The sequence below is a fragment of the Streptomyces sp. NPDC027185 genome (assembly GCF_055567035.1).
Genome location: NZ_JBVHRF010000002.1, coordinates 1,119,798 through 1,145,407 on the forward strand (window position 1 = coordinate 1,119,798; position 25,610 = coordinate 1,145,407).

At 74.0% G+C, this 25,610-nt stretch carries 21 protein-coding genes and 1 pseudogene; 8 read left to right on the forward strand and 14 right to left on the reverse strand.

Annotated features, from left to right (window positions below):
- Positions 1-461 precede the first annotated feature (461 nt).
- Positions 462-1,223, reverse strand: coding sequence for a phosphoglyceromutase (locus ACZ4M8_RS10055; RefSeq protein ID WP_467605071.1), 762 nt, complete (start codon positions 1,221-1,223; stop codon positions 462-464).
- A gap of 314 nt (positions 1,224-1,537) precedes the next feature.
- On the opposite strand from ACZ4M8_RS10055, the gene ACZ4M8_RS10060 reads away from it, so the two are divergent.
- Positions 1,538-2,938, forward strand: a complete 1,401-nt coding sequence (locus tag ACZ4M8_RS10060) for an MDR family MFS transporter (protein ID WP_467605073.1) — start codon at positions 1,538-1,540, stop codon at positions 2,936-2,938.
- A gap of 1,014 nt (positions 2,939-3,952) precedes the next feature.
- Here ACZ4M8_RS10060 and ACZ4M8_RS10065 read toward each other — a convergent pair.
- From ACZ4M8_RS10065 to mshA, 3 genes and pseudogenes are all read right to left on the reverse strand, one after another.
- Positions 3,953-4,906: pseudogene (locus tag ACZ4M8_RS10065) on the reverse strand (glycoside hydrolase family 55 protein); the annotation flags it as partial.
- 352 nt (positions 4,907-5,258) lie between these two features.
- Positions 5,259-5,798 carry a type III secretion system chaperone family protein gene (locus ACZ4M8_RS10070; RefSeq protein ID WP_467605075.1) on the reverse strand — a complete coding sequence of 180 codons (540 nt, stop codon included), beginning with the start codon at positions 5,796-5,798 and terminating at the stop codon, positions 5,259-5,261.
- Positions 5,791-7,203 (reverse strand): D-inositol-3-phosphate glycosyltransferase, encoded by a 1,413-nt coding sequence (gene mshA / locus ACZ4M8_RS10075; protein WP_467605077.1) that lies wholly within the window; start codon positions 7,201-7,203, stop codon positions 5,791-5,793. The genes ACZ4M8_RS10070 and mshA overlap by 8 nt, the downstream gene beginning before the upstream one ends.
- Before the next feature lie 241 nt (positions 7,204-7,444).
- On the opposite strand from mshA, the gene ACZ4M8_RS10080 reads away from it, so the two are divergent.
- On the forward strand, positions 7,445-8,263 hold the full coding sequence (locus ACZ4M8_RS10080) for a class I SAM-dependent methyltransferase (RefSeq protein ID WP_467605079.1): 819 nt from the start codon (positions 7,445-7,447) through the stop codon (positions 8,261-8,263).
- 22 nt (positions 8,264-8,285) lie between these two features.
- Here the strand turns inward: ACZ4M8_RS10080 and ACZ4M8_RS10085 are convergent, their stop codons facing one another.
- On the reverse strand, positions 8,286-9,194 hold the full coding sequence (locus ACZ4M8_RS10085) for an MmyB family transcriptional regulator (RefSeq protein WP_467605081.1): 909 nt from the start codon (positions 9,192-9,194) through the stop codon (positions 8,286-8,288).
- Positions 9,195-9,386: 192 nt separating this feature from the next.
- Here ACZ4M8_RS10085 and ACZ4M8_RS10090 point away from each other — a divergent pair, with 192 nt between their 5' ends.
- Positions 9,387-10,394, forward strand: a complete 1,008-nt coding sequence (locus tag ACZ4M8_RS10090) for an aldo/keto reductase (protein WP_467605084.1) — start codon at positions 9,387-9,389, stop codon at positions 10,392-10,394.
- A gap of 200 nt (positions 10,395-10,594) precedes the next feature.
- On the forward strand, positions 10,595-11,185 hold the full coding sequence (locus tag ACZ4M8_RS10095) for an RICIN domain-containing protein (protein ID WP_467605086.1): 591 nt from the start codon (positions 10,595-10,597) through the stop codon (positions 11,183-11,185).
- 223 nt (positions 11,186-11,408) lie between these two features.
- On the opposite strand, the gene ACZ4M8_RS10100 is transcribed toward ACZ4M8_RS10095, so the two are convergent.
- From ACZ4M8_RS10100 to ACZ4M8_RS10130, 7 genes are all read right to left on the reverse strand, one after another.
- On the reverse strand, positions 11,409-11,873 hold the full coding sequence (locus ACZ4M8_RS10100; protein WP_467605375.1) for an NUDIX hydrolase: 465 nt from the start codon (positions 11,871-11,873) through the stop codon (positions 11,409-11,411).
- Positions 11,874-11,913: 40 nt separating this feature from the next.
- On the reverse strand, positions 11,914-13,128 hold the full coding sequence (locus tag ACZ4M8_RS10105) for a CHAD domain-containing protein (protein ID WP_467605089.1): 1,215 nt from the start codon (positions 13,126-13,128) through the stop codon (positions 11,914-11,916).
- Complete coding sequence (locus ACZ4M8_RS10110; protein WP_467605091.1) at positions 13,112-15,406, reverse strand: RNA degradosome polyphosphate kinase; 2,295 nt, start codon at positions 15,404-15,406, stop codon at positions 13,112-13,114. The genes ACZ4M8_RS10105 and ACZ4M8_RS10110 overlap by 17 nt, the downstream gene beginning before the upstream one ends.
- 618 nt (positions 15,407-16,024) lie before the next feature.
- Positions 16,025-16,585, reverse strand: coding sequence for a DUF5994 family protein (locus ACZ4M8_RS10115; protein WP_467605094.1), 561 nt, complete (start codon positions 16,583-16,585; stop codon positions 16,025-16,027).
- A 312-nt stretch (positions 16,586-16,897) separates the two neighbouring features.
- Positions 16,898-17,320, reverse strand: a complete 423-nt coding sequence (locus ACZ4M8_RS10120; RefSeq protein WP_467605096.1) for a YjbQ family protein — start codon at positions 17,318-17,320, stop codon at positions 16,898-16,900.
- Positions 17,321-17,645: 325 nt separating this feature from the next.
- Positions 17,646-18,662: an ABC transporter permease gene (locus ACZ4M8_RS10125; protein ID WP_467605098.1), complete on the reverse strand. Its 1,017-nt coding sequence runs from the start codon at positions 18,660-18,662 to the stop codon at positions 17,646-17,648.
- Complete coding sequence (locus ACZ4M8_RS10130) at positions 18,659-19,723, reverse strand: ATP-binding cassette domain-containing protein (protein ID WP_467605100.1); 1,065 nt, start codon at positions 19,721-19,723, stop codon at positions 18,659-18,661. The genes ACZ4M8_RS10125 and ACZ4M8_RS10130 overlap by 4 nt, the downstream gene beginning before the upstream one ends.
- 140 nt (positions 19,724-19,863) lie before the next feature.
- Between ACZ4M8_RS10130 and ACZ4M8_RS10135 the strand changes: the two genes are divergently transcribed.
- From ACZ4M8_RS10135 to ACZ4M8_RS10145, 3 genes are all read left to right on the forward strand, one after another.
- Positions 19,864-20,472, forward strand: a complete 609-nt coding sequence (locus tag ACZ4M8_RS10135) for a GNAT family N-acetyltransferase (protein WP_467605102.1) — start codon at positions 19,864-19,866, stop codon at positions 20,470-20,472.
- 211 nt (positions 20,473-20,683) lie between these two features.
- A complete protein-coding gene (locus ACZ4M8_RS10140; RefSeq protein ID WP_467605103.1) occupies positions 20,684-21,019 on the forward strand; it encodes a hypothetical protein in 336 nt (111 codons plus the stop codon).
- A 756-nt stretch (positions 21,020-21,775) separates the two neighbouring features.
- On the forward strand, positions 21,776-22,651 hold the full coding sequence (locus ACZ4M8_RS10145) for a helix-turn-helix domain-containing protein (RefSeq protein ID WP_467605105.1): 876 nt from the start codon (positions 21,776-21,778) through the stop codon (positions 22,649-22,651).
- Positions 22,652-22,740: 89 nt separating this feature from the next.
- Here ACZ4M8_RS10145 and ACZ4M8_RS10150 read toward each other — a convergent pair whose 3' ends face one another.
- Both ACZ4M8_RS10150 and ACZ4M8_RS10155 read right to left on the reverse strand, forming a co-directional pair.
- Positions 22,741-23,079, reverse strand: coding sequence for a hypothetical protein (locus ACZ4M8_RS10150; RefSeq protein ID WP_467605107.1), 339 nt, complete (start codon positions 23,077-23,079; stop codon positions 22,741-22,743).
- 483 nt (positions 23,080-23,562) lie between these two features.
- Positions 23,563-23,811: a hypothetical protein gene (locus tag ACZ4M8_RS10155; RefSeq protein WP_467605110.1), complete on the reverse strand. Its 249-nt coding sequence runs from the start codon at positions 23,809-23,811 to the stop codon at positions 23,563-23,565.
- Positions 23,812-24,246: 435 nt separating this feature from the next.
- On the opposite strand from ACZ4M8_RS10155, the gene ACZ4M8_RS10160 reads away from it, so the two are divergent.
- The gene (locus ACZ4M8_RS10160) at positions 24,247-25,491 is read left to right on the forward strand and encodes an NADH:flavin oxidoreductase/NADH oxidase family protein (RefSeq protein WP_467605113.1); all 1,245 of its coding nucleotides are present in this window, start codon (positions 24,247-24,249) and stop codon (positions 25,489-25,491) included.
- The last annotated feature ends 119 nt before the right edge of the window (positions 25,492-25,610 follow it).

Consider the following 25,610-nt stretch of genomic DNA (forward strand, 5'->3'; position numbering starts at 1 on the left):
GATACCCTCAGTCGTCAAGCCTTTGACTAACAGAGAAATGATCTTGGCTGAAACAAATTCAGTAAGCCGGTTGCGGAGTGGGGTCCACGCGACGCATTTCCCGTTACTTTCCGGTCAACCTAGCCAAGAAGGGAGGGAACGCATATGCAGCGACAAGCTCTTGACCTGGCGAAAAGCCAGGGAGGGAAACAATTCACATACACCGGCACCGAACGCACAAGCACGCAAGCCCCCTGCTGAAGGGAAGCGCGTATTGTCTCATTTTGGCCGCTGCAAAGCCGTTGCGGGACACTCCGATGGCGTCGTCACCGCCCGGCTCCAAGCTGTCAAAGTGCCGCCAGTGGCAGAGCCGTGGGTCAAAACCGGGAAACTTCGGGGCGATGGGCTCACAAGGGCCCCGCAAGACGCCTCACGCCCCTCACCATCGGGTCCGCGGGTGAGGGGCGTGAGGGATGCGGGGATTACTTCTTCTTCCCCTGGTTCTTCACCGCTTCGATGGCGGCCTTGGCGGCCTCCGGGTCGAGGTAGGTGCCGCCGGGGGTGACGGGCTTGAAGTCGGCGTCCAGCTCGTAGGAGAGGGGGATGCCGGTGGGGATGTTGAGGCTGGCGATGTCGGCGTCGGAGATGCCGTCGAGGTGCTTGACCAGGGCGCGGAGGCTGTTGCCGTGGGCCGCGACCAGGACCGTCCTCCCGGTGAGCAGGTCGGGCACGATGCCGTCGAACCAGTAGGGGAGCATCCGGACGACGACGTCCTTGAGGCACTCGGTCTGCGGGCGCAGCTCCGGCGGCAGCGAGGCGTAGCGCGCGTCGTCGAACTGGGAGTACTCGGCGTCGCGGGCGAGGGCCGGCGGCGGGGTGTCGTACGAGCGGCGCCACTTCATGAACTGCTCCTCGCCGAACTCGGCGAGGGTCTGCGCCTTGTCCTTGCCCTGGAGGGCGCCGTAGTGGCGCTCGTTCAGGCGCCAGCTGCGGTGGACGGGGATCCAGTGGCGGTCGGCTGCCTCCAGGGCCAGCTGCGCGGTGCGGATGGCGCGCTTCTGGAGGGAGGTGTGCACGACGTCGGGGAGCAGACCGGCGTCCTTCAGCAGCTCTCCGCCGCGGACCGCCTCCTTCTCGCCCTTCTCGTTGAGGTTGACGTCCACCCAGCCGGTGAACAGGTTCTTCGCGTTCCACTCGCTCTCGCCGTGGCGGAGGAGGATCAGCTTGTACGGTGCGTCGGCCATGTTTCCGAGCCTAATCGACGCCCGGCCGGGGAACGCCTTGAGGCCGGGCCGCGCGGGTGCCGGGGCGAAGTCGCAGGTGGGCGGCGTGCGGCGGGCGGGGTGGCCGCCGGGTGCGGGGCGGACGGCGGGCGGACGGCCGGTGTCCGGCCGTCCGGCTCCGCCCGGCCCCGGGACGCTTGACGTTTCCCGTCAATTCGATGGCCGCGGGGCCGGTGCGCTCAGTAGTTTTCCGGTACGGGGCGACGCCGGAAGAGGCCGCTCCGGTCGGGTGCCGTGCGCGGCGCCGTCACTCGCTCACCATCGGGGGAAGCACCATGCCCGCACCGGCGCGGCTCGTCCGGGCCCTGCCCGCCAGTTTTTCCGGTCTGCCCGCGCAGTTCTGGTGGCTGTGGACCAGCACGCTGGTCAACCGGCTCGGCGGATTCGTCTCGACCTTTCTCGCCCTCTATCTCACCGCCGGGCGCGGCTACTCCGCTTCGTACGCGGGGCTGGTCGGCGCCTTGTACGGGCTCGGCGGGGTGGTGGGGTCGCTCGGCTCCGGGGTGCTGACCGACCGGCTGGGGCGGCGGCCGACGATGCTGCTGGCGCAGGTGGTGACCGCCGCGTCGGTCGCGACGCTCGGGTTCATGACGCATCCGGTGGCCATCGCGGTGGTGGCGAGCGCGGTCGGCGCCGCCTCCAGCGCCTCGCGGCCCGCGGTCCAGGCGATGATGGCGGACATCGTCGCGCCCGAGGACCGCGCCCGCGCCTTCGCGCTCAACTACTGGGCGATCAACATCGGCTTCGCCGTCTCCTCGGCGGCGGCCGGGCTGATCGCCGAGCACGGCTATCTGGCGCTCTTCCTCGGCGAGTCGGCGCTGGTGCTGACCTGCGCGCTGGTGGTCTTCCGCAAGCTGCCGGAGTCCCGCCCGCAGGCGCCGGGGCCGGGCGGGACGGCGCCGGAGGAGGCTTCGGTGTCGATGCTGACGGTGGTGCGCGACGGCCGCTTCATGACGGTCGTCGGGCTGAACCTCCTGCTCGCGCTCGTCTTCCAGCAGGCGTACGTGTCGCTGCCGGTGTCGATGGGTCTGGACGGGTTCGGCAGCACCGACTTCGGGCTGGTCATCGCGGTCAACGGGGTGCTGATCGTGCTGCTCCAGATACCGGCCACCCGGTTCATCGAACACCGCAGCCCCGCCGCGCTGCTGATCGGCTCCGCGCTGCTGGCCGGGTACGGCTTCGGGCTGACCGCGGTCGGCGGTTCGGTCGCGGTGTACGCGGTGACGGTCGCGGTCTGGACGCTCGGCGAGATCGTCAACGCCCCTACGCAGATGGGGCTGGTGGTCCAGCTCTCCCCCACCCACGGCCGCGGTCGCTACCAGGGCATGTACTCCCTGTCGTGGTCGGTCGCCTCGCTGGCGGCGCCGCTGGCCGGTGGCACCGTCATCGACCGGTTCGGGCCGCAGGCACTGTGGGCGGGGTGCGCCGTCGTCGGCACCGGCGCGGCGGTCGGCTACGCGCTGCTGCTGCGCCGGGTGCCGTCCGTCGGCGGGTCACAGCCGCAGCGCCCGCTGGGCCCGGTGAAGGTTGGCCGGAAGGACCGCGCCCGGGTGCCCGTACAGCTCGGTGCGGGTGCGCAGCGGTCCGGTGAAGTCGGGGGTGTCGATCTGGCCGAAGGGACGGACGGTGCTCAGGGCGACGGTCGCACTGTACGGGGCGATGTCGTCCAGCCGTAGGCAGCCGGCGCGGTGGTTGGTGACGGTGACGTTCCAGTGGGTGAAGCGGGCGCCGTAGAGCGGTCCGGCGCTGCCGTCGCCGCCGTGCGCGCCGTCGTTGGTGACGGTGATCTCCGTACGGACGTTGGCGAACGGCAGTCCGCGGTGGGTGTCGAAGGTGCCCATCGCCATGTGGCCGCGTGACCAGACGTTGTAGCTGGACAGACCCTCGACGTTGATGCCGTGCAGTTGGGTGCCGGGCGGCGCCGGGACGGTGCGGCGGTCGAGGGTGAAGTCCTCGACGAGGTTGTCGTGCGAGCCCTCGCGGCAGCAGTACGGGTGGTGGCTGCCGCGCCCGGAGACGCGGGTGCGGCGCAGGGTGCACGCCTTGGCGGCGACGAGCAGGAAGCCGTTGTCGGCGTGGCGGACGTGGACGTCGTCGACCCAGCAGTCCCAGGCGCACTGGAGGGCGACGCCGTTGTACCCCTTGTCCCGCAGGTGCGGGGACTGCGGTGTCTCGGTCATCTCCAGGGTCAGGCCCTCGACCCCGGCGCCGGTGAGCGGCGTGATGTGGGTGGTCAGGCGCGGGTCGAAGGCGGGGCGGGCGTCGAGCGGCAGCGGGCGGTCGAGGGTGATCCGGCGGCGCCGGGGGTCGACGGCGGTGATCCGGCAGGGCCATTCGTAGGGCACGTACGAGGTGAGTTTGGTCTTGTCGTCCCAGGAGTAGGCGGCGGCGCCCGGGATGTCGCCGCTCATATGGCGCAGCAGGGTGTGGTCGGCGTCGTCGGAGAGCTGGAGGAGGACGCGGGCGCCGGGGCGCAGGGCGGTGGTGTCGGCGACGGTGAGGACCCGGTCGCCGCGGCGGGCGGGGCGGATGGTGGCGAGGGTGCGCCAGGCGTCGCGGCGGTTGCCGGTCCAGCCCTCGAACGGCCAGTCGCGGGCCTTGATCGCGTCGGTCAGGGAGGCCCAACGGGCCTGCGGGCAGAGCCAGATGAGGCCGCCCGCCCAGGACCAGCTGGACTTGTCGCCGCCGTAGCGGCTGCCGTACGGGCCGATCAGGTCGGTGAGGCTGCGGGTGGCGTGCAGGGTGGTGCGGCCGCTGCCCGCGCCGCGGAGCACGACGTCGTCGTGGCCGATGCGGATGATCCCGTCGATGCGGTACGTGCCCGGCGGGAGGTACACGGTGCCGCCGCCGCGCCGTCCGGCGTCCCGCAGCGCGCGGTTGAGGGCGGGGGCGGCGTCGGCGGAGCCGTCGGGGCGGGCGCCGTAGTCCCGGACGGCGTCGGCCACCACGGGGCGGCGGGGCGGTTCGGCGCCGCCGCGGTATCCGGCGCGTCCCACGTAGGGAATCTGCGGGTGGGTGAAGGGGGTGCGGGTGAACTCCCGCCAGAGGGCGGCGGGCCGGGCGCCCCCGGGTGCCGGGTCCGGCGCGGGCGGGAGCGGTGGCCGTCCGGTGGCCGGGCCGGGCGGGGGTGCGGCGGTCGCGGTGCCGGGTGGCAGGGCGGTCGCCGCCGCGACGCCGATCGCGCTGCCGAGCAGTCCTCGTCTCGTGGTCGCCATGCGCCCCGCCCTCCACGTATACGTATGTGACCGACGTTCATACTGCGGACGGCGTGAGGATGCCACGGGGCGGGGGCGGGCGGAAGGGGGCCGGACGGGAACGCCGTGGCATCCGGGCGCGGGGGCGCGCTGTCGGGGTGGCCGCGCATCCGATACGGGTGTCAGCGCCCTCGCGCCGGGGACGGCGGGTCCACGATGGTGAACGCGGGGTCGCGGTGGCCATCCGGCCCGGCAGCGGGCGGCGCACCCCGGACCGGGTCGCGCGCCCGGGACAGCGGGTACCGGTCCGATGGGCCCCTGGCCCCGCGGGGCCCGCGGGGTCCGGCCGGCGTGGACGAGGAGGGAGACGGTGCGGATGGATACGGCGGAGCGACGGATGGTGCGGCGGGCCGCGGCCGCCGCCGCGGTACTGACGGTCACCCTGATCATGGGGTTGACCTGGGGGAACGGCCCGACGCACGGACACCCCGGGCCCGCTTCGCCGACCCGTCCGGCGGTGCGGCCCACAGGGACGGCGGGACCGCCGGGAGACGCGGGGGCGCCGTACCCGCCCACGCCGTACGCCTCCTGACGGACGGCGGCGGTCCGGGGCCCGGCCGCCGCGGCGCCGCCCCTCCGCACGGGCGGCGTGGGCCCCGGCGGAACGGCAGACGGCAACCGGCGCGGAACGGGCCCCGGGCGGGGCGGCGACTCAGGGCGAGCCGACGATTCAGGGCGGGGCGGGCGCCCACGGCGCCCCGGCGAACCTCGTGGTGAGGCGGCGCACGGCTCCCGCCGGGCCTCAGTCCTCCGGCGCTCCCCCGCGCGTGAGGTGCGCGAACGCGTCGAGGTTCCGGGTGGATTCGCCGCGGGCGGTGCGCCAGGCGTACTCCTTGCGGATCGCGGTGGCGAAGCCCATCTCCAGCAGGGTGTTGAAACTGCCGTCGGCGTTCTCCAGGACGGTGCCGAGGATGCGGTCCAGCTCGTCCTCGGTGACGGCGGTGAGCGGGAACTTGCCGACGAGGTAGATGTCGCCGAGCCCGTCGAGGGCGTAACTCATGCCGTAGAGGCGGGTGTTGCGCTCCAGGAGCCAGCGGTGGACGGCTTCGTGGTTCTCGTCGGGGCGGCGGACGACGAAGGCGTTGACGGAGAGGGAGTGGCGGCCGACGACGAGGGAGCAGGTGGTGGAGAGCTTGCGGGTGCCGGGGAGGGTGACGACGTAGCGGCCGGGGGCGGGGGACTCCCACGTCAGCCCGGCGTCGCCGAGCGTGCGCTCGATCACCGCGACGGCACTCGCTCCGGCGTCCCGCCCGTCCCTCACCTCAGCCACCTCGTCAGCCATGGGGTGATCGTAGGTGACGGCGCCGCTCCTGGAGCGCGGCGGTGTAGACGTCGCCGGTGGCGGCCGCGGCGGTGTCCCAGCCGAAGGAGCGGGCGTGCCGGGCGGCCGCGGCGCCCATCGTGGCGGGCAGCGCCGGGTCGGCGACGAAGCGGGCCAGCGCACGGGCGTAGTCCGCCGGGTCGTGGCCGGCGACGAGGTGGCCGGTGACGCCGTCGCGCACCGCCACCGGCAGTCCGCCGACCTCGGCGGCGATCACCGGGGTGCCGCACGCCTGCGCCTCGATGGCGACCAGTCCGAACGATTCGCTGTACGAGGGCATGACCAGCACGGACGCGGCGCGGTACCAGTCGGCGAGCTGCTGCTGGCCGACCGGCGGATGGAAGCGGACGACGTCGGTGATGCCGAGCAGCGCGGCGAGCTTCTGGAGCCCTTCGGGCTTGGCGAGACCGCTGCCGCTGGGACCGCCGACCACCGGGACGACGAGCCGGGAGCGTAGCTCAGGGCGCTGCTCCAGCAGGACGGCGACGGCGCGGAGCAGCACGTCGGGGGCCTTCAGCGGCTGTATCCGCCCGGCGAAGAGGGGGATCAGCGCGTCCTGCGGCAGACCGAGGCGGTCGCGGGCGGCGGCGCGGCTCGCGGCCACGGAGGCGCCGGCGGCGGAGCCGGTCAGCGTCACGGGGGTGGCGCCGGGGCCGGTGGGGCGGAAGCGGTCGAGGTTGACGCCGGGATGGACGACGGCGACCCGCCCGGGGTCGGCGTCGTAGTGCCGCACCAGCTCCTCCGCCTCGTCGGCCGTGTTGGCGATCAGGCGGTCGGCGGCGCGGACGATCTGGGTCTCGCCGATGACGCGGGCGGCGGGCTCGGGGGTGTCGCCCTCGGCGAGCGCGGCGTTCTTGACCTTGGCCATGGTGTGCATGGCGTGGACGAGGGGGACGCCCCAGCGCTCAGCGGCGAGCCAGCCGACGTGGCCGGAGAGCCAGTAGTGGGCGTGGACGAGGTCGTAGTGGCCGGGGCGGTGGCCGGCCCACGCCTGCATCACACCGTGGGTGAAGGCGCAGAGCTGGGCGGGCAGCTCCTCCTTGGCGAGCCCTTCGTACGGGCCGGCGTCGACGTGGCGGACGAGGACGCCGGGGGCCAGCTCCACGGCGGGCGGGAGGGTGGCGGTGGTGGCGCGGGTGAAGATCTCCACCTCGATGTTGATCGCGGCGAGCTTCTTGGCCAGCTCGACGATGTAGACGTTCATCCCGCCGGCGTCGCCGGTGCCGGGCTGGTGGAGCGGGGAGGTGTGGACGGAGAGCATCGCCACCCGGCGCGGACGGCGGACGGCGCCGGGCAGCCGCAGCCGCGACGGGCCCGGGTGCTGGCCGAGGGGACGACTGCGGAGCCGGGACACGTATGAGCTCACTGCGAGCTACCTCTCTTCCGTGGCGGGCTGCGCGCCTCCGACCTGGTGCAACAACGCGGGTCCGGTATCCATTTCCCCCGGCCCGCCCGACTTCTCTCCGTTATCCAACCGTGACCGTACGGGGCGGAGCGCCGACTGGACGTGACGGACGGAGCGGCGGAACGACCGGGGATTCTACGGAACGGATCCGGCCGCCACGGGACCGGACCGCCCCCCTCCGGGCGCCGCTTAGGCTCGTCGTATGTCCCGCCGCTCCGCCGTCCCCGCGTCCGTCCGTCCCGTCGGGAACGCCACCCGGGGGACGACCAACCCGAACCGGCTGCGCCGGATGGACCGCTGGATCGCCGCCGAGCACGGGGCGGCGCTGCGGCGCAGCCCGGACCCGGTCGCCGTCGATCTCGGGTACGGCGCGGCGCCCTGGACGGCGCTGGAGCTGCTGACCCGGCTGCGGACCGCCCGGCCGGACGCGCGGGTGGTCGGGGTGGAGATCGATCCGGAGCGGGTGGCGGCGGCCCGGCCGTTCGAGCGGCCCGGTCTGGAGTTCCGGCACGGAGGTTTCGAGGTGCCGCTGCCGGGCGCCCCGGGACGCGCCCCGGCGTTGATCCGGGCGGCGAACGTCCTGCGGCAGTACGACGAGGACGAGGTCGCCGCGGTCTGGCGGCGGCTCTGCGCGCGGCTGGCGCCGGACGGGCTGCTGGTCGAGGGCACCTGCGACGAGATCGGACGGCGCCACGTCTGGGTGGCGCTGGGCCCCGAGGGGCCGCGCACGGTGACCTTCGCGGCCCGGCTCGCCTCCCTGGACACCCCGTCCGACCTGGCCGAACGGCTGCCGAAGGCGTTGATCCACCGCAATGTGCCGGGCGAGCCGGTACACGCCTTCCTCCGCGACTTCGACCGTGCCTGGGCCGCCGCCGCGCCGCTCGGCGCCCTCGGTGCCCGGCAGCGCTGGCTGGCCGCCACCCGCGCCCTGGCCACCGACTGGCCCCTGACCGGCGACCCGCGCCGCCGCCGTCAGGGCGAGGTCACGGTGTGCTGGGAGGCCGTGGCGCCCCGGGGGTGAAGGACGACCGGGCCGGGGCGCGTCACGCCGCCGGGACCCGCTCCCCCGAAGGCGCGCCCGACGCACCCCCGCGTCCCGGTTCCGCCGTCGCCGCCACCCTGCGGGCCAGGTCGCGCAGCCGGGACTCCGTCGGGGAGCCGGGCGGGGCGCTGTAGGTGACGAGGGTCTGGTCGTCCTCCTCGGAGAGCCGCAGGCTTTCGAAGGTGAGGTCCAGGGGGCCGGCCCAGGGGTGGGCGATGCGTTTCACGCCGTACCGGCATTCGCTGACCGCCTGCGCCTCCCACGCCGTACGGAACTCCGGGCTGCGGTCGAGGAGTTCGGCGACGACCGCGCCGATCCTCGGATCGCCCGGGTACCGGCCGCTCTCCGCGCGCAGGGTGCCGACGACCTGCTCGGCGACGCGGTCCCAGTCCGGGTGGAGGGCGCGGGCCGCCGGGTCGAGGAAGACCAGCAGGGCGGAGTTGCGCCGCTCGGGGGCGACGGCGCCGAGGTCGAAGACGATCCGGCCGCCCAGCGTGTTCCAGGCGAGGACGTCGAGGCCCCGGCCGATGACCATGGCCGGAACGGCCCCGTCCATCGCATGCAGCAGCTGCCGCACCTCGGGCCGTACGGTTCCGGCGGCCGGTCCCTGGGTGCCGGGGGCGCGGCGGCCGCGGGCGGCGAGGTTGCGCAGGTACGCCGTCTCCCCGCCGGTCAGCCGGAGCGCCGCGGCGAGGGCGTCGAGGACGGCGTCGGAGATCGCGGGGGCGCGGCCCTGCTCGATGCGGGTGTAGTAGTCGACGCTGATCCCGGCGAGCTGGGCGACCTCCTCGCGGCGCAGCCCGCGCACCCGGCGGCGGTGCAGCCCGCCGGGCAGCCCGAGTGCGGCCGGATCGAGCGCCGCGCGGCGCGCCTTGAGGAACGGGCTGATCTCGGCTTCGGCAGACGGCATCCGTCCAGTATGCGACCCGGGCCCGCTCGGGTGGTTCTGCCGGACCCGGGTTGCGGCGGGTCTGGTGGGGCCGGTGCGGGGGCCGCAGGCTGGGGCCACCGCCCGCCGCCGGGACCCGCAGCACACCGGCGCGCGGCACCGTCCGCCGTGGCCACGGCACCCACACCGCACTCTCCGCAGGAGGAGCAGCAGATGAAGCGCAGGACACTCGGCGGCACCGGTATCTCCGTCAGCCGGTTCGCACTGGGCGCGATGATGCTCGGCCCGTTGGGCGGCACCACCCCCGAGGAGGGCGTACGGACCGTGCGCCGCGCCCTGGACGCGGGCATCAACTTCGTGGACACCGCGGACATGTACGCGGCGGGCGCGTCCGAGAAGATCGTCGGCAAGGCCATCGAGGGACGGCGCGACGAGGTCGTGCTGGCGACGAAGTTCTACCACCCCATGGGGGACGACCCCAACGAGCGCGGCGGCTCGCGGCGTTGGATCGTCCGGGCCGTCGAGGACAGCCTGCGGCGGCTGGGCACCGACCGCATCGACCTCTACCAGATGCACCGCCCCGACCCGGACACCGACCTGGACGAGACGCTCGGCGCGCTCTCGGACCTCGTGCGGGCCGGAAAGGTGCTGGCGGTGGGGAGTTCGACGTTCCCCGCCGAGCAGATCGTCGAGGCGCAGTGGGTGTCCGAGCGCCGCGGCCACGTCCGCTTCCGCACCGAGCAGCCGCCGTACTCGATCCTGGCGCGCGGCGTGGAGGCGGCGGTGCTGCCGACCGCGCAGCGGTACGGCATGGGCGTGCTGACCTGGGGTCCGCTGAGCGCCGGCTGGCTGTCCGGGCGGGATCTGTCGGTCAGCTCGCGGGCGTCGCTGGAGACGCAGAAGTTCGACCTGTCGCTGCCGGGGAACGCCCGCAAGGCGGAGGCGGTGGCGGAGCTGACGCAGCTGGCGGCGGACGCCGGGCTGACGCTGCCGCATCTGGCGACGGCGTTCGTCCTCGCCCACCCGGCGGTGACGTCCGTGATCATCGGCCCGCGCACCCTCGACCAGCTGAACGGCCTGCTGGAGGGCGCCGACGTGACGCTGAGCGCGGACCTCCTCGACCGGATCGACGCCATCGTCCCGCCGGGCTGCGACCTCAACCCCGCCGACAACTACTACGTACCGCCGGCGCTCTCGGACGCGTCACTGCGGCGGCGGTGAGGTCCCGCCCGGCGGCGCCGGGGCGGGCCTTTCGAATTCCCCGGCCGGAATTCGAACTCCTCTCACCCGACCGGCCCGCCGGCCAGGACCCGTCCGCCCGGGAGCGGAATTCCGCACTAGATTCGACCGGCGTCCGGATTCCGGGAATTGCCCGGGAAGAATTCCGGCCGCACCGTGAATTCCGCACCCGGGAGAGAACGTTGACCCTGCCGAAACGACCGCGCCCCGGCCGTCCGTCCACCGCCCCGCGCCCGGCGCCGGGGCCCCGTGCCTTCCGCCGTACCGTCCGCGCCGCCGCCCTCGTGGCGGTCGCCGTGCTGACCGCCGCCGTGCCCGGCACCGGCGTCGCGGCCACCCCGCCGGCGTCCGCCGCGCCGCTCGCCGACGGGGTCTACACCCTCGGGCAGCGCGGCCAGTTGGTGACGCAGCCGGACGGGGACGCCGCCGCGCACGCCACGCTGGTGCCGCCCGCGGAGCGCCCGGACACCCAGCGCTGGCGGGTGAGCTGCGACGACCGCGGCGGCTGTACGTTCCGCAACGTCCGCAGCGGCGCCTACCTCGGCCACCGCGACGCGCCGAGCGCCCACGCCCCGGTGGCGACGCAGCAGGCACCCGTGGCCTGGCGGCTCACCCCGGCCGGCGCCCCCGGCACCTACCGGCTGCTCGCCGCCGAGGACCCGCATTACGCCCTCGACCTCTCCCCGCTGCTCATTTATCCGCCCCGCCTGGACCTGAACACGGCGAACGGGAACAGCAGCCAGCGGTGGGAGATCCGCCCGGCACATTCCTGACACGGAAGACCGGCCACCGTGAATTCCCGAGCCGGGAACGGGACGCCGCGGGGGCCGGAAAGCGAGCGTTCCGGAAGGTGAAGGTTCCGGGAGCCGCCAAGTCGGCTGCACCGGGCCCCGGCGGACGGGCGGGCGCGTCCAGGACGGGCGGACGCGTCCAGGACGGGCCGCGTCCGCCCGCGGGTGTCCCTGAGCCTGCGCCCGCTCCTGGCCGTGCGGGGCGTCAGCCCACCGCGCCGGCGCCCCGCAGCGCCTCCAGCAGGGCGTCCACCAGGCCACGGTCCCGGTCCTGGGTCACCCGGGCGCGGGCCGCTTCCGGGGGCAGCCAGAGCAGCCGGTCGACCTCGCGGTTGGGGATGAAGCCGCCGCCGGTGGCCTCGGCGGCCCAGTAGCGGACCTCCTTGGGGCGGCCGTCGACGACGTAGTGGACGGTGGGCAGCCGGGGGCCGAGTACGCAGGTCATACCGGTCTCCTCGACCGTTTCGCGGACCGCCGCCGCCCGGAAGCTCTCCCCCCGCTTCAGCTTGCCCTTGGGGTGCGACCAGTCGCCGTACTTGGGCCGCCCGACGAGCGCGATCTCCAGCCCGCCCCCGGACCCGGCCGGGCGCCACAGCACACAGCCGGCGGCCCGGATCGGGCGCGCCCCCTCACCCGCCGGGCCGGGCACCGTCCCGCTCGCCGTCGTCATCTCGTCGCTCTCCCTGCCGGTCACGGGCCTCCTCGGACGTTCAGCTCCAGCGGCTCTCGGGCACGGGCCCGGGGAGCCACAGCCGGCTGAAGGCATGGCGGGCCGCGGCCACCTCGTGCCGCTGGTCGGCGTGGAGGACGCCGAGGGCGTACGCGGTGGCCGGGGCGATACGGGGCGTACGGGCGGCGGACGCCGCGGCGGACGCGGCCTCGGCGGCGTCGCGGTGGCGGCCGAGCACCCGGCCGGCCTCCGCCAGCCGCGGGTCGGCGCCGCCCGGTGCGGCGACCTCCTGGGCGTACCGGCTGAGCCGGACCAGTGTCCGCACCTGGTGCCAGGGGGCGTCCTGGAGGTGTTCGGCGGAGAGCGCGTCGGCCTGGTAGGCGTGGCCGGCGCGGGCCAGCGGCAGCGCGGTGACGGCCTCGGCGAGGCGGCGGTGGGCGTGCTCGGCGAGCGGGTGGAGCGCACCGGCGGCCGGGGCGGCGGACGCCGCGCGGGCCAGCGGCACCTCGGACGCCAGCAGCGCCACGGCGTCGGCGAGCGCGTGGAAACGGGCCGAGCCCAGCGCCTGGAGGGCGGCGGTGTGGGCGCGGCTGCGGGCCAGGGTCAGCTGCCGGTCGAGGAGGGCCGCGGCGCGGGCGGCGCCCGCCGACAGCAGCCCGTCGGTGTCCGGTCCGTCCGTGTCGGCCGCCGTCTCCGGGGCGGCGGCGCGGGCGCGGGTGGCCGCCGCGCCCCGGGCGGAGCGGTCGCCGCCGCGTCCGGTGGCGCGGCCTGCGGGCTGCGGCCGTCCGTCGCGCCCGGTGAGGCGCGCCAGGGCGGCCATCAGCCGCTCGCGGCGGTCGGCGCCGGCGTGTTCGCGGGCGAGGATGCCCGCCAGCCAGCCCAGTTCGGCGCGGAGTTGGTCGGCCCACGCCTCCTCGGTCAGCGGCCGGAAGGTGTAGAGGGCGGCGCTGATCCGGCGGGCGGCGCGGCGCAGTTCCCGGGCGGCCTCCTCGGCACCGTCGGCGTCCGGTCCGCTCTCGCGGTGGCGGCGCAGACTGCGCAGGAAGTCCGCGGACCGGTCGTGGAGGTAGCCGGCGAGGGCCTGCCCGGCGGTGGCGCCGTCCGGCAGCTCCGCCGCCCCGGGGCCGTCGCCGCAGGGGCCGGGGGCGTCCACGACGGCGGCGCGGGCGCCGCTCGACGGGCCGGATCCGTGTCCGCTGCCGATGCCGATGAGACCGCCCGGCCCCCCGGCCGTGAGGTCAGGTCGCTGGGCCACGCCGGCGCCTCCGCGCGTCAATGAGCATTTCCTGTACGTTGCGCAACGGCTTGCCGTCCGCGTCCACCGCGTTCCGGGTCCAGTCGCCGTCGGGGCCGAGGTGCCAGGACGAGGTGGTGTCCGAAGTCCCGGTCTCCAGCAGTCTGTTGAGGGCGGCGCGGTGCGCGGGGTCGGTGACCCGCACCAGCGCCTCGATCCGCCGGTCGAGATTACGGTGCATCATATCGGCGCTGCCCAGCCACACTTCGGGCTCGCCGCCGTTGCCGAAGGCGAAGACCCGGGAGTGTTCCAGGAAGCGGCCGAGGACGCTGCGGACCCGGATGTTCTCGCTCAGTCCGGGCACCCCGGGGCGCAGGGCGCAGATGCCACGCACCCAGACGTCGACGGGCACCCCGGCCCGTGACGCGCGGTAGAGCGCGTCGATGACGGCCTCGTCCACGATCGAGTTGACCTTGATACGGACGTAGGCGGGGCGTCCCGCGCGGTGGTGGGTGATCTCCTTGGTGATCCGCTGGACCAGTCCGTCGCGCAGCGAGCGCGGGGCGACCAGCAGACGGCGGTAGGTGCCGCGCCGGGAGTAGCCGCTGAGCCGGTTGAAGAGGTCGGAGAGGTCCGCGCCGACCTGCGGGTCGGCGGTGAGCAGGCCGAGGTCCTCGTAGAGCCGGGCGGTCTTGGGGTGGTAGTTGCCGGTGCCGACGTGGGCGTAGCGGCGGAGCGTCTCGCCTTCCTGGCGGACGACGAGCGACAGCTTGCAGTGCGTCTTGAGGCCGACGAGGCCGTAGACGACGTGGCAGCCGGCCTCCTCCAGCTTCCGCGCCCATTTGATGTTGGCCTGCTCGTCGAAGCGGGCCTTGATCTCGACGAGGACGAGGACCTGCTTGCCGGATTCGGCGGCGTCGATCAGCGCGTCGACTATCGGCGAGTCACCCGACGTGCGGTACAGCGTCTGCTTGATCGCCAGTACGTCCGGGTCGGCCGCCGCCTGCTCCAGGAACGCCTGCACAGAGGTGGAGAACGAGTCGTACGGGTGGTGCAGCAGGACGTCGCGGGCGCGGACGGCGGCGAAGATGTCGGGCGCGGACGCCGATTCGACCTCGGCGAGGTCGCGGTGGGTGCCGGCGACGAACTTGGGGTACTTCAGCTCGGGCCGGTCCAGCGCGCCGATGCCGAAGAGCCCGGTGAGGTCGAGCGGACCGGGCAGCGGGTAGACCTCGGCCTCGGAGATCTTCAGTTCCTGGACGAGCAGGTCGAGGACGGACGGGTCGATGGACTCCTCGACCTCCAGCCGCACCGGCGGTCCGAAGCGCCGCCGCATCAGCTCCTTCTCCAGCGCCTGGAGGAGGTTCTCCGCGTCGTCCTCCTCCACCTCCAGGTCCTCGTTGCGGGTGACCCGGAACATGTGGTGGGCGCGGACCTCCATCCCGGGGAACAGCTCCTCCAGGTGGGCGGCGATGACGTCCTCGATGGGCACGTACCGCTGCGGCGACGCCTCCAGGAAGCGGGAGAGCAGCGGCGGGACCTTGACCCGCGCGAAGTGGTCGTGGCCGCTGACCGGGTTCCGTACGACGACGGCGAGGTTGAGCGAGAGGCCGGAGATGTACGGGAAGGGGTGCGCGGGGTCGACGGCCAGCGGGGTGAGGACGGGGAAGATCTGCTGGCGGAAGAGGGTGAAGAGGCGGGCCTGTTCCTTCTCGGTCAGCTCCGGCCAGCGGATGAGATGGATCCCGGCGTCGGCGAGGGCGGGTGCGACGTCCTGCTGGTAGCAGGCGGCGTGCCGGGCCATGAGCTCGCGCGAGCGGGTCCAGATGAGGTCGAGGACCTCGCGGGGCTGGAGTCCGGAGGCGGAGCGGGTGGCGACGCCGGTGGCGATACGGCGCTTGAGCCCGGCGACGCGGACCATGAAGAACTCGTCGAGGTTGGACGCGAAGATCGCCAGGAAGTTGGCGCGCTCCAGCAGCGGTGTCGCCGGGTCCTCGGCCAGCTCCAGCACCCGTTCGTTGAACGCCAGCCAGCTGCGCTCCCGGTCGAGGAACCGTCCCTCGGGCAGCTCCTCACCGGCCGCCCCCGGGACGCCGCTCCCCTCGTACTCGTCCGGGTCGGAGTCGAGGTCGGGTGCCAGCTCCGGGACGGAGGGGCCGACCGCGTGCGGGCGGTGGGCGGCGATGGAGCCGACCGACGGCTGGGCCGCGGGGCCCCGGCCCGGCGACGCGACGGCGGGCCGCGGCCCGGCCGGCTCGCCGGTCGCGGTGGTGACCTGAGCGCTCGGCTGCTGCTTCATGACCTCATTCTTCCGCGCCTGGTGCGTTCCAGGCGCGTCGGCGAGGGACGCGGCGGAGCGCCGCGGTGGGGGAACGTTCGGCACAGCGGGCTGCATTCACCGAGGTTCGCAAGCGCGTCTGAATCACCGGTAACGCGAACGTGGCGACCAGGCAAGCGGGGGGCTACCGGGCCGGAACGGGGCGGGTGCGCCACAGCGGCGGCGCACGGGGCGCACGCGGGGCGGGAGCGGTCGTACGCGGGGTGCGGCGGGGCGCCCGCGACACGTCGGCGGCGACACGGCGCAAAAGGCTCCTGGCCGTCGACGGCCCGCTGAACAGGAGCGGCGCGGTAACGGTACGGCGCTTCCCTGAGCTTCACCTCCGGGGCGAGGGGGCGCGGTATCCGGCGGCGTTCGCGGTCCCCGAGTGGTCGCTCGCGGCGTTACGGGCGAGGAGGGGCCGACGGGGTCGATCGCCGGGGGTGCTGTCGGCTGCTGCTGTCGCGCCAGGGCAGGACACCGCTGTAGTGGAAGCTTGCGATCCTTTCGTCGTGCTGGGCGTTGAGCCGGCGGATCAGGAGGGCCCCACGGTGATCAGGCCCAGGATCGCGGCCAGGGTGACGGCGATCTCCACCGGCCTCACCTCTCTCGGGCGGAGGGCGGAGGCCCGGTCGGGTTCCCGGCCTGTGGAGGCGCGGTCCCTCCCTCGGTCTCCCATTCCTCTTCGCGCTCCCGTGACTCCGCCGCTTCGCCGGTCGCTCGTTCGTCCTCCATCAGCCTGCTCGCGGTGAGGAGACCTCCGGGGGAGGTCGAGGCGGACATCAGCCTGGCGGCCGCGGCCGGGGCGGTCTCCGGCGGGATGATCAGCAGGTCCAGACGGTGCGCGGTGTAGGAGAACACGAGGAGCTTGTGCGGGTCCTGCTCATCCGTGAACCACCCCACGTGCACCGTGTGCCCGGTGACGGGCACCTTGCGCGGGATCACGGGCCAGAAGGCCGGATTCACCGTGACGTGGGTGACTCGCCCCCAGGAACGGTCCAGCCTCGCCGCCAGTGCGGGGAGTTCGCGGAAGAGGTCACGCGAGCGAGGCCACCAGGCACCGTCCAGAAGCCCCGACGCCCTTCCCGGCGTCAAGGACAGGCGAGCGGGCGGCGAAGGGGCGCGGCCCTCGGTGCACGTACGGTCGATGGTGACAGCCATGATGCGAACCCTGCCCCGGGCCCGACGGCGGCGGCCCGGCATGGTGACTCGCCAGGAACGACACCCGCGTGGAGGCCGGTGTGCGAAGTGTTCCCGGTTTCTTCAGCCTACTCCGGCAGGTACCCAAAGGGCCCGCGCGACCAGGCAACCTTGCGGGAACGATCACCTCGCCCTGCGGGTGGTCCCACCCGACGCGGCACGGGCCGCAACGGCCAGAGCCGTACGGGCCGACGATGTCGCCCGGCCGAACAGATCCTCACCGGCACCGGCAACACTCCGCGGACCTGAGCGCCTGGGCAGCGCGGCGTACGGTCAGCCGAGGAAGGACAGCCGGACCTTCCGGTCGGGGGTGTCCCGGCCGGTGGTCACCAGAACTACGGACTGCGAGGTCCCCAGCTCCAGCTCACCGCCGACCACGGGCAGCGTGGCGTGGGGCGGAACCAGGGCCGGGAGCACGTGCTCCCGGCCGGGGCGCGCGCCACCGTGGCGGTCCTGCCGGTGGTCGTCCGCGCGAAGAACCTCACGGAGGGCCGCCAGCAGGTCGTTCTCACTGCCGGCCCCGGTCTCGATGACGGCCAGGCCGGACATCGCGTGCGGGGTGAAGACGTTCAGCAGTCCGTCTCTCCCGTGAGTGACCTCCCGGAGGAATGCGGAGCACGTGTTCGTCAGGTCGTGCATGGTCTCGGCGGAGTCGACCGTGACGTCGACAGTGCGGGTGGTGAAGGCGCCAGTCATGGTTCACCAGTACCCGCTGTACCGAGCAGCTCTGACGGCTGGACGGGTTGTTCCACCGGACTCCGGTCACCGAAGCCGCCGCACCGCCGGGCCCCCGGCAAGGACCGTCCGGTTCAGCCCTGCTCGCGGCGTACAGACCCGGGCGGGGCGGGGCGGGCGGAGCGGGCGCCGGGCCTGCTCGGGGCGGGCGGCAGATGCCGGAGGGGTGCGGGGCGAGCGCCGGGTGTCCGCCCCCGTGGCACAGCAACGGCGCCCGCCCCGCCCCGTGAGGGACGAGCCGGGCGCCGCCGCGCCACGGGGAACCGGCCGGAGGGGCCGGGCCCGCTCAGCCGAACTTCCGCCGCACCACCCGGTAGATCACCAGCGTCACCAGCGCCGCCAGGGCGAGGGCGATACCGGACTCCAGCCAGGCCATCGGCCAGTGGTGGGCGGCGGGGTGCTGGATGACGTAGGAGCCGTCGTCGACGTGGTGGGCGAGCAGGCACTTCTCCATGCCGGGGCCGGCGGAGCAGGTGCCCTGGGGGAGGCGTTCACCGCTGGTGGTCAGGCTGCCCTCGCCCAGGACCCAGGCGTTGTCGGGCACCGAGCCGCCGTGCGGGAAGTCGGTGATCACCGGCGGCAGCAGGTACGGGCGGACCAGCGTGAAGGCGACGAGCAGGGCGCCGGTCACCCCGAGGGTGACGACCATCGCCGCGACGGTCCGGCGGATCAGCAGACCGGTCAGCGCGCCGACCGCGAACGCCAGCAGGCTCTGGGCGACAGGCACCGGGCCGAGCGCCAGGAACCCGGAGTCGGAGTACCAGTAGGCACCGAGCGTCTCCTGGCCGCCGGTGCGCCACATCCACACGTAGCACGCGGCGAGCCCGGCGACGGCCACGGCGGTGCACACCGCCGGCAGCGCCAGCTTCGCGGTGACCCAGCGCAGCGGACCGACGGACTGGGTCAGCACCAGCTTGTGGGTGCCGTTCTCCAGCTCCCGGGAGAACAGCGGCGCACCGATGAAGAGGCCGATCAGGGCGGGCATCAGCATCAGCAGCACCTGTGCGAGCCGGAAGCCCTCGCCGTAGGACGACCGGAAGGTCTCCACGGCTTCCTGGACGTTCTGGCACCGCGGAGCGGTGGAGATCAGCGCGCAGCCCGCGATGTCGTGCTCGGCGAGGTAGCCGGCCATCGCGCCGCGCTGTACCGCCATGCCGATGCCGCCGGCCACCAGCAGGGCGAGCAGGCCGAGGACCATGCCCCGGTTCTGCCGCCACACCACCCACAGCAGACCGCCCCGGCGGCCCGTCCCGGCGGCGCGCCGCGCCACCCCGGCCGTCTGCGGCTCCGTCGCCGTGCTCATACCGTCACCCCTTCGTTTCCGTGTGGTTCCCGCCGCGCCGCGCGGTGGTCCGCGCCGCCGTCCCGCCGTCCGCGCGGAATGCCGGGCAGCAGCGGGCCCGCCGTCCGGGCCGCCGCCTCGCCGCCGTCCGCGTTGCGGGGCATCCCCGGTACGCCCGGCCGCTGCCAGAGCCGGGGGCCGACCGCCTCGGCACCGTACGCGGCCGTCGCGGGCGTCCCGGGTGAGCGCAGGTAGCCGAGGAGCAGTTCCTCCAGCGACGGTTCGGCGGCGTCCCACGGCCCGTCGAGCGGGCCGCACCGCCGGACCAGCGCGGTGTAGCGCCGTCCCGTCCACCGGACGTCGACGAGTTGGTGCGCGGCGAGGCCGTCCGGCAGCGCCCCGGGGCGGCCGGCGGTGCCGAGCAGCAGCCGGTGGGCGCCGATGACGTCGTCCACCTCGCCCGCCAGCCGGAGCCGTCCGCCGCCGAGGAAGAGCAGGTGGTCGCAGATCCCGTCCAGTTCGGCGAGGGCGTACGAGGAGAGCACGAGCGTGGTGCCGTACACCGCCGCCTGTTCCATCAGCTGGGCCGCGACCTCGTGCCGCTCCAGCGGGCCGAGTCCGGCGAACGGCTCGTCCAGCAGCAGCAGTTCGGGGTCCTTGGCCAGCGTCAGCGCCAGGGCGAGGCGGGCGTGGCGCGCCGGTGACAGCGCGCCGACCCGCGCCTGGAGCGGCACCCGGCCGGCCGCCAGGACGCGTTCGGCGCGCGCCGCATGCCAGGGCCCGTCGTGCCGGGCGCGGGCGCGGCGCAGCGTCTCGGCGACGGTGTGCCGGGACCGGGCGGCCCGCTCGCGGCCGAGGTAAGCGACGCGGGCGCGGCCGTCCGCCGTGCGGGGGCCGGCGCCGAAGACGCGGACGGTGCCCTCGGTGGGGCGCAGGTGTCCGGCGGCGAGGGCGAGGAGGGTGCCGGTGCCCGCGCCGGGCGGGCCGGCCAGGGCGCAGATACGTCCGGCGGGCAGCCGGAACGTGCAGTCCCGCAGCTCACCGTGGCGCCGGTGGCGCCTGCCGAGGCCGATGGCCTCCATCGCCGTACCCCTCGGAACGCCGCCGAGGGGGTCACTCACCGCCCGTCGCACCCGCACACCCCTCATTCCACTAATTAAGTAGTGGAAGAGTGGGGGAAAGGGGCTGCGCCTGTCAACCTGAGCCGTCTACGCTCCCCCCGATGCCGACCTCACCCGCGCACCCGCCGCTTCCCTTCACCCCGCCGGACCCGCTGCGCACCGCCCGCCTCGACCTCCGCCCGGTGACCACCGGCGACTTCGCCGCCATCCACGCCTATCAGCGCCTCCCCGAGGTCTGCCGGTACCTCTACTGGGGCCCGCTCGACGAAGCCGGCTCCCGCGCCTCCGTCGCCGCCAAGACCGCCCGTACGACGCTGCGCGCCGAGGGCGACGTCCTCCAACTCGCCGTCGTGGTCCGCGCCACCGGCACCCTCGTCGGCGACGTCACCTTCGTCTGGGAGAGCGCCGCCCACCGACAGGCGAGCATCGGCTACGTCTTCCACCCCGACCACCACGGCCACGGCTACGCCACCGAGGCGAGCCGCGCCCTTCTCGCCCTCGGCTTCGACCACCTACGACTCCACCGGATCCAGGCCGAGTTGGACGGTCGCAACACCGCCTCCGCCCGCCTCGGCATGCGCCGCGAGGCCCATCTCGTCGAGAACGAGTTCCTGGACGGGGAGTGGGTGGACGAGGTCGTCTACGCGATGCCGGCCCGCGAATGGCGGGCGCTGCGGGAGACGGACACGGGGGCTGCGGAGGGGAGTTGAGGGGCGGGCCGCCGGCGGCGGGGCCGTCCGCGCCCGCCCGGCGCGGCGGCTTGCCGCCACCGGTGCCCGCACCGAACGGCCCCGGCGGCGGCAGCCCCTCGGCCAACCCGCCGCGCCCCGCTCCTACCTGGGACGGACGGGCGCGGGGCGATTCTCTGGAAAACCTCAAGCCACTTGCCACACTCAGGGCACGAATGCCACGGTTGTTCGCATGGCAGCCATTGCGGGACCGAGCGGAAAACACAACGTCGTACCGGTCATCCGGGATGCGGACGTGGTGGCGTCCGCCTTGCGCCAGGCGCTGGCCGAGGCGTCGCCCGAGGAGCGCCCGGGTCTGGAGCGCGCCGCCGCGCTCGCGGAGGCCACCGCCGCGGCCACCGACGGCCAGATGCGTGCCCACTGGGTCCGCTCCCGGCTGGCGGCCGTCGGCTTCACCGGGGACCCCGGCTCGGTCGCGGCGGTCAAGGCGCTCCGCACGGCGGAGCCGAAGCTGAGCCTGGTGGCCGCGGTCCAACTGCAGAAGGAAGCCCTGAACCATCCGGAGTGACCCAGCCGCCCCCGGGCCGGCCGCGGCACGGCGCGGCCGGGCGACAGCGGCCACCTCGCGGCCGGGCGCCCGCCCCGAGCACCGCGGCCTTCGGCACGAGCACCACACCGACCGGCGCCCGCACCGGCCCGCCCGCGCGCCACGGCGCTCCCCGCGGGCCGCACTCCGGCCGCCGGCCCCGGTGTCAACCGGCCGCCGCCCCGCCCTCTTCCGCCCCGGGCCCCGCCGCCGGCTCCCCCGCCGCGTACCGCCGCACCCTCACGACCTGCCGTACTGCCGCGTGCCGCACCGCGTACGGAGACCTGTGCGGCAGGGCCCCGCCCCGCGGCCCGGCCGCCAACCCGCCACCGGCGCCCGGCACATGACCCCCGCCGGACGCCCCGCGCGCCCGTACCGCCCGCACCCGTACGGCGAGCGGACCCGGCTGTCGCGTCCGCTCCCCGGTGCCTTCTCGTACCGGCTCCGCCGTGCCCCGCGGGCGTCCTGGGTAACGGCCCTCTCGCCCCGGTGCGCGGGCCCCGGCGTATCCGCCCGCGCGGGCGGCGCACGGCCGGCCGCCCGTTTCCCGCTCCCCGCGGTGGCGTACGGAACGGGCGTCCGGCTACGTTTCCCGGAATGCGGCATCACCGTTGCCCTCCTGCGTCCCCGGTCCGTGGCTCGCGCCTCGCGGAAGTCGTCGCGTCAGGCGTCCCGTCAGCCCCGCAACAGCGCTGCGCGCAAGAGAATGGCGCCACTTGAACGGCAACGCTGCCCGCGTTGACCTGCCGTAACGTCGACCCGGAACCCTCAGAAGCAGAGGCCGCGGCATTGGAAGAGACGACACCGCCGGAGTATGTGAATCCCCTGGAACGCTTCGGACTCGATGTGCGACGCGTCCGGTTGAACCGCGGAATGACCCAGAAACAGTTGGGCACGGCCACCGGTTACTCGCACGCCTACGTCAGCATGGTGGAAGCCGGAAAAGTCATGTCGAGCATGAAGTTCGCCAAGGGCTGCGATCTGGCTTTCGGCGCCGACGGCCGCTTCGAGTCCATGCTGGCCCGGATCGACGAGGGCAATCACCCGTCGTGGTTCGTGCCGTATCTGAATCTGGAACGGGAGGCGTCGCAGATCCTGATGTACGCGACGCACCTCGTCCCCGGCATGGTACAGACGGCGGATTACGCGCGGGCGGCCCTCCGCGCCGCCCATCCGCAGGCGACACCGGAAGGTATCGAGGACAAAGTCGCGGCCCGGCTACGGCGGCGTGCGGCACTGGAGCGGGAGAATCCGCCGTTCCTCTGGGTCATCCTGCACGAGACGGCTCTGCATACCGCCGTCGGCGGCCCCGAGGTCATGGCCGGTCAGCTCGGATATCTGCGGTCCCTGGCCGGATCGTCGTATGTCAGGCTCCAGGTGATGCCGTTCTCGGCGGGTGTTCCCGGCACCTCCGCGATGCCTTTCGTCGTGCTGTGTTTCCCCGACGCCCCGACGGTGCTCTACACCGAAACCCGGGTCGGCGGGCGGGTCCACGATTCCGTGACGACGGTCGAATCCGCCCTGGACGACTACGACTTGATCAGGACGCACGCGTTGTCCCCGGAACATTCCCTGGAGCTGATCCGGAAAATGCGGCAGGGGTACCGCGCGTAGGCCCCGGCGCCGATCCCACCGCGGCGGACGGGAGACGCGTCCTGCCGGGTGAGATCGATTCCGGTACGCGCCGCCGGTGCGGCGGCGTGCTACTCGATCGACCCCCGCCCGGCGACGACGAAGACCCTCTCGTTGGGCTTCCGGGACTCCCACTTGGTGACGCGGGCCTGCACGAGCTGGACGCGCCGGACGGTCCGGCCCGCGGAGTCCTCCTCGTTGATGGTGAGGGCACTCCCTCCATGGCCGTCGTGCAGCGAACGGTTGACCCACTCGGTGAACGCGGCGCTCGTCTTCACACCGCGGACGATGGTGACCTTCGCCCCGTTCTTGTCGATGTGGAGATCGCTGATGCCTTTCACCGCCTCCAACATGACGCCGTCGAGTTGGAGTTTGAAGTGGTGGGCGGCGAGAGTTTCGTTCTCCGTCATATGCTTTCCATCCTCTTTCGCGTGGTGGATGTACTCATGGACCGGGCTGGGAATTCCGGTCGGTCGCGCGAGGAACAAGAACGTCCATTCGACCGGCTCGGCCGGCGCCCCCGCTCCCGTACCTACCTCAACTGCCCGAGCAAACGACAGGCGCCATGGTGCACCGGCTCCCGCCGAGTTCACCAGCCCCCTGCCAGGCAGCACCGGGTACACATTCCCCCGGCCCTTTCGGGCAGCACCTGAATGATTTCGGACAACGCCGAGCCCTTTCGGACAGGGCCCTTTCAGATCGCATCGCCCGGTACGGCGTTTCCCCTTCCCCGGGATTCACCCTCCGCGAGTCCGGGCGGTCGCGAAGGCGGGAAGACGGTCAGGCGTGAAAGGGGGAAGCGGCAGTGGAGGTCTGTTTCCCCGGCGCCGTACGCCGGGGAAACAGACCTTCTTCCTCGCCACCGTGGAGCGGACCCCGCCGCGCGGGGCCGGTCAGCGGTAGTAGACCGCCATGATCGGGTCACTGTCGTCGCACCAGACCTCGTGGTAGCCGTTCGCCTGGGCGCCGGGCAGTTCCTTCGCCTCGCATTCCGCCTTCGAGGGGTAGCGCTCGGCGCCGGCGGGGATCCAGCCGTCGCCGGGCGGCGGGGCGGCGAAAGCGGTGGCGGCGGAGAGCGGAATGGAAACCGCCGCGGCACCGACGGCGAGGCCGATACCGATACGGGAACGCCAGGACTTCATTTTTCCTCCATGGGACAGGGCTGAATTCAGCGCCGTTCCGTACACATACGGTGCGCCAACCCCTGCCACTGACAAGGGCGTTGGCTCTGCGTCTTTTCATGGAAGGAGATGCGTTCCCCGCGACGGGAGTTGGCCGCGAACCGCCGAATTATCGGGTCTGCCCTTCCGCGTACGGAAGCCCGGCCCGTACGGGCAACTCCCGGGCGCGGCCACGTAATGCGCGGGCAAAGCGACAGGTCACCGGAGGGGGAGGGGGGCGCCCGGCGGAGGGGGCGCGGAAGAGCACGGACCGCGCAGGGGCAGGGCGCACGGATCGCCGCGACGGCACGGGCCGGCCCGCCGTACCCCGGTCCGCCCCACCTATGTTTGCACTGCTCACACTCTTGACCTAATGTGTACAGCGCGAACATTCTGAGCGAGGACGAGGAGACCCCGATGGCGGACGACCTGTTCACACCGTTGCGGCTGGCATCGGGCGCGGAACTGCCCAACCGGATCGCGAAGGCGGCGATGGAGGAGAACCTCGCCGGGCCGGGCCAGCTGCCCGACGAGCAGCTGTTCACCCTCTACCGCGCCTGGTCCGAGGGCGGCAGCGGCCTGCTGATCACCGGCAACGTCATGGTCCACGCCGAAGCGCTCACCGGTCCCGCCGGTGTCGTCCTCGACGCCGCAGCGCCGCTGGAGCCCTTCACCCGGTGGGCGCGGGCGGCCAGGTCCGGCGGCGCGAAGGTGTGGATGCAGATCAACCACCCGGGCCGCCAGGTCCCCTCCGGGATGCCCGGTGTGGTGTGGGGCCCCTCCGACCTCGGCGTGGACCTCGGCCGGCACAGCGGCCGTTTCGGCCGCCCCTCCGCCATGACCGCCGAGCAGATCACGGCGACCGTCGAACGGTTCGCCGTCACCGCCCGCCGCGCCGCCGAGGCCGGATTCGACGGGGTGGAGATCCACGCCGCCCACGGCTATCTGCTCTCCCAGTTCCTCTCCCCGCTGGTCAACACCCGTACCGACGCGTGGGGCGGCGACCCGGCCCGCCGCGCCCGGCTGCTCCTGGACGTGGTGCGCGCCGTCCGCGCCGCCGTCCCGGCGTCCTTCGCCGTCGCGGTCAAGCTCAACTCCGCGGACTTCCAGCGCGGCGGATTCGACGCCGACGACGCCCGCGAGGTGATCGCCCTGCTCGCGCCCCTCGGCGTCGACCTGGTCGAACTCTCCGGCGGCAGCTACGAGAGCCCGGCGATGACCGGCCGCGCCGCCGACGACCGCACCCGCGCCCGGGAGGCGTACTTCCTCGACCTCGCCGCCGATCTGGTCCGCACCAGCCCGGTCCCGCTGATGCTGACCGGCGGCATCACCCGGCGCGCCACCGCCGAGCGGGTCCTCGCGGGCGGCGTCGCGGTCGCCGGGATGGGCACCGCCCTCTCCGTCACCCCCGATCTGCCCCGCCGCTGGGCCGACGGCGCCGAGGCGGAGCGCGCGCTGGCCCCGGTGACCTGGTCCGACAAGGCGCTCGCCTCGGCCGCGAGCATGGCGCAGGTCCGCCACCAGCTGCGCCGGCTGGCCCGTGGCCGCGCCGTCACCCCGGGCACCCGTCCCGCCGTCGCGCTCCTGGCCGAGCAGTGCCGGGAGCGCACGGCCCGGCGCCGCTACCGCGCCTGGCTGGACGCCCGGCAGCCGGCGGCGTAGTCCGGGCCGGGGCGGACCGTCCCCGCCGCCGTCCGCGGGCGGGCCGTCCGGCCCCCGTACGGGACGGGTGCCGGGCCGTACGGCCGCACGCCGAGGGCCCCGCGGCCGGCCGTACGGTC